The sequence below is a fragment of the Streptococcus sp. 1559 genome (assembly GCF_013276735.1).
Lineage (GTDB): Bacteria > Bacillota > Bacilli > Lactobacillales > Streptococcaceae > Streptococcus > Streptococcus pseudopneumoniae.
In genome coordinates, this window is the sequence record NZ_VMLO01000140.1 from 1 (window position 1) to 3,179 (window position 3,179).

The window sequence follows — 3,179 nt, forward strand, 5'->3', positions numbered from 1 at the left end:
TTTTCATTGAGTATAATTCAATTACCATTATTTTCTCCGATTTCTTGATAGTTTATAAAAAACCTAGGCTGTCACTCCTAAACAGTATGACAACCTAGTTTCAACAATTTACATTTTATAGGAGCGCATTATTTTGCTTTTGCTGCGTACTCTTCGTTACGTTTGATCATTTGTTTTCTGTACCAAGCAAAGATACCGATATAGAATACAAGGAAGACTACTGCACCAAGAATTGCTTTGATATCACCAGTTGTAGTGTTACCAATTGTCCAACCAAGAAGTTTTTCGATTGGTCCTTCAAGAGTTGAGTGAGTGATCAATTGAGTTTGGCTCACACCTGCTGGGAAGGCACCTACACCTTTAGCAAGTTCTGTTGCAAATGGTGCAATAAGTGTACCTGAAAGAAGGAAGAGTGGCAACAAGAGTGTTCCGAAGATAATCATACGGAGCAATTTACCACGAGTTACAACTAAGAGAGCTGGAGTAACACCCATAGCGATGATACCTGCAAGTGGCAAGATACCATTTCCGACTTTTGAAAGAAGAACAGCTTCAATCAACATGATTGGAGCAAGTACGTTGGCACAAGCCCAGATTTCAGCACGACCAGCGATGAATGGCCAGTCAAGACCGATATTGAATTTACGTCCTTGAAGACGTTTAGTAGCAACGTTTGTAATACCTTGTGATAGTGGTTCTACGGCTGCGATGAACCATGAACCGATAAGTGAGAAGAGTTCCAAAGATACACCGGCAGTCAAACCAAGAGACAACCATCCTTTGATAACAAGACGCCATTTATCTGCATCTGCAACACCTGCAATTGGATGTGGAGTTCCCATAATACCGATAACGATACCAAGGATGAAACCGATGAAGAATTTAGATCCCCAGAAACCGATTTTCTTGTTCAATTTAGCAGCATCAAAGTCATATTTATCAAGGCCTGGGAAGAATTTTTCAAAAATCTTATCCAAAACCATGATAACTGGGTTCATCATGTAGTTCATGTGAGTTGATGTCATTGGTGATGAACTTGGGGCGTTAAGAAGGTCATCAAATGTAGGTTTCATCAAGTCAGAGTTGATAATTTTCAACACACCGACAAGAACGATAGCTGCTGTAGCAATCAAGAGTGAAACCCCTTGACTCACACCATTGTTATCAGCATACCATTTAATCAAGAGACCTGTGATAGACAAGTGCCAGATATCAAAGATATCGACATCAAGTGTATCGGTTTTCTTCATAGCAAGCATCACTACGTTGACAATCAACATGATGAGCAAGAAGTAAAGTGTCCAAGCAGAACCCCAAGTGATTGTTGCAAGTGGTGCCCAACCAACGTCGGTAATACTCAATTGGATACCAGTGTTTTCAACGAATTTTGCAAGTGATGCTGAGAAAGCACCATTTAGCATACCGATGATAGCACCGATACCTGTAAGAGCGATGGCAAGTTTGATACCACCTTCAAGCGCTTTGGAGAATTTCACTCCAAAAAGTAAAGCCAATACTGTCAAAATAATTAACATGATGACAGGTCCACCCATTTCTAAGATGGGATTGAAAACCTTTCCGATTAGGTCAAAGATTGCATCCATAACAGTTCCTCCCTTTTTTATGTTATATGAATGTTAACAAATTAGAATTAGCTTAATCCGTGTTCTTTAATAGCTGCTTCAATATTGTCAAATACTGGAGCGCTCATTGCTGGGATACGGAATAAGATTGGTCCAGCTTCGATAACTGGGATACCTGGTTCAAAACCAAGGTCTGTTGCAGCGATTGGTGTAAAGATATCGTAACCTTTCATAAGGTCTTCGTTTACATCTTTGACCATGACTGCATCACAGTGAACATCATAACCACGGTTTGAAAGTTCTTCTTCTAGAGCACTTTTAATTTGGTGACTTGAGTTAACACCTGCACCGCAGGCAGCAAGAATTTTAATCATTTAGATTTCCTCCGATTTTATTTTTTAATAGACAAGATTAAGCGGTTGCTTCAGCAATGTAAGCATAAAGTTTTTCTGGTTCGGAAATTTTTGATAGGTCTTCAAGATGTCCATTTCCTGTGAAAAAGTCCATCAACTGAGCCAGAATATTTGTTTGACTTGAACTTGAGTTATTGATGATAAAGAAGAGCAAGGATACTTCTACTTCCTTATCAGGAGCTATCATATTGTGAAAAGTTACTGGTTTTTCTAATCGAACAACCACCACTTTCTCAGCTAGATTATGAACAATATCTGTATGAGGAATAGCCACATTCGGCAAATCCTTACCCAAAAATTCCATATCTAAGCCAGTTGGAAATGACTTTTCACGCGTGATCAAGGCTTCACGATAAGTTGGAGTCACGATTTCTCGTTCCTCCAATAAAGTAGCAACCTGATCAAAGAGATGTTCTTGATTATCCGCTTCTAAGCAAAACACAAGGTTTTTGTCAAAGAAATGATCTAATCCCATAAGGTTTTCCCTTCTTTCCATTAACTTTATGCTATAAGTATAACACTATATGTAATCGTTGTCAATAGTTTTCTGTTGATTTTTGTCTTTTTTTATACTTTTGTTGTGTTTATAGTTTGTTATATAAAAATAAACAAACAAATATTCCAAGTATTTTTCTGTTCTAATACTCAATGAAAATCAAAGAGCAAACTAGAAAGCTAGGCACAGACTGCTCAAAACACCGNNATTTTCGAAGAGTATTATTTTCCTTCTTTATCAGGAAATAGATAGCCAATCCCTACACAAGCTAGGACGCCTGCTCCAATCACCAAGCCACTTGAAATTGGCAACAGGTCCAAAATTGCATTCGCAATGATAAAGGCAATAATCAAACACATCAGACTAGCCTTGTAATCCTTTTTCAAAAGATTCTCTAGAGTGAAAAAGAGGAACAGACCCACCGGAATCAAAGACCAGAGGTTGACATCTAAACTTGGCCAGCCAACAGAACCAAAATACACTACTGTCACTGCTGCTAATAAAAAGACAATTCCCAATAATTTTTTCATTTCTTTATCTCCGATTTCTTTTTTAGGAACTTGAGTTCTCTGATAGTGATGCCTCACGTCCCTTACAAAAATCATTATAGCAGAGGAGTTTCTCAAGAACAAGTTCGTTTGCCTATCTGGTCTCTATATCAGTCTAAGTGTAACCGCCCAATAACGA

At 38.3% G+C, this 3,179-nt stretch carries 4 protein-coding genes; all 4 read right to left on the bottom strand.

Annotation, left to right across the window (positions count from 1 at the left end):
* Positions 1-128 precede the first annotated feature (128 nt).
* Positions 129-1,604, bottom strand: coding sequence for a PTS galactitol transporter subunit IIC (locus HT688_RS11450; protein ID WP_172923812.1), 1,476 nt, complete (start codon positions 1,602-1,604; stop codon positions 129-131).
* Positions 1,605-1,651: 47 nt separating this feature from the next.
* Positions 1,652-1,957: a PTS sugar transporter subunit IIB gene (locus HT688_RS11455; RefSeq protein ID WP_000590563.1), complete on the bottom strand. Its 306-nt coding sequence runs from the start codon at positions 1,955-1,957 to the stop codon at positions 1,652-1,654.
* A gap of 37 nt (positions 1,958-1,994) precedes the next feature.
* On the bottom strand, positions 1,995-2,471 hold the full coding sequence (locus HT688_RS11460) for a PTS sugar transporter subunit IIA (RefSeq protein ID WP_000521975.1): 477 nt from the start codon (positions 2,469-2,471) through the stop codon (positions 1,995-1,997).
* 242 nt (positions 2,472-2,713) lie between these two features.
* Positions 2,714-3,022: a hypothetical protein gene (locus tag HT688_RS11465; protein ID WP_000734650.1), complete on the bottom strand. Its 309-nt coding sequence runs from the start codon at positions 3,020-3,022 to the stop codon at positions 2,714-2,716.
* Positions 3,023-3,179 lie beyond the last annotated feature (157 nt).

Excerpts from the sequence above, each read along its gene's own strand:
- HT688_RS11450 (WP_172923812.1), bottom strand. The coding sequence starts at position 1,604 with ATGGATGCAATCTTTGACCTAATCGGAAAGGTTTTCAATCCCATCTTA.
- HT688_RS11465 (WP_000734650.1), bottom strand. The coding sequence starts at position 3,022 with ATGAAAAAATTATTGGGAATTGTCTTTTTATTAGCAGCAGTGACAGTA.
- HT688_RS11455 (WP_000590563.1), bottom strand. The coding sequence starts at position 1,957 with ATGATTAAAATTCTTGCTGCCTGCGGTGCAGGTGTTAACTCAAGTCAC.
- HT688_RS11460 (WP_000521975.1), bottom strand. The coding sequence starts at position 2,471 with ATGGGATTAGATCATTTCTTTGACAAAAACCTTGTGTTTTGCTTAGAA.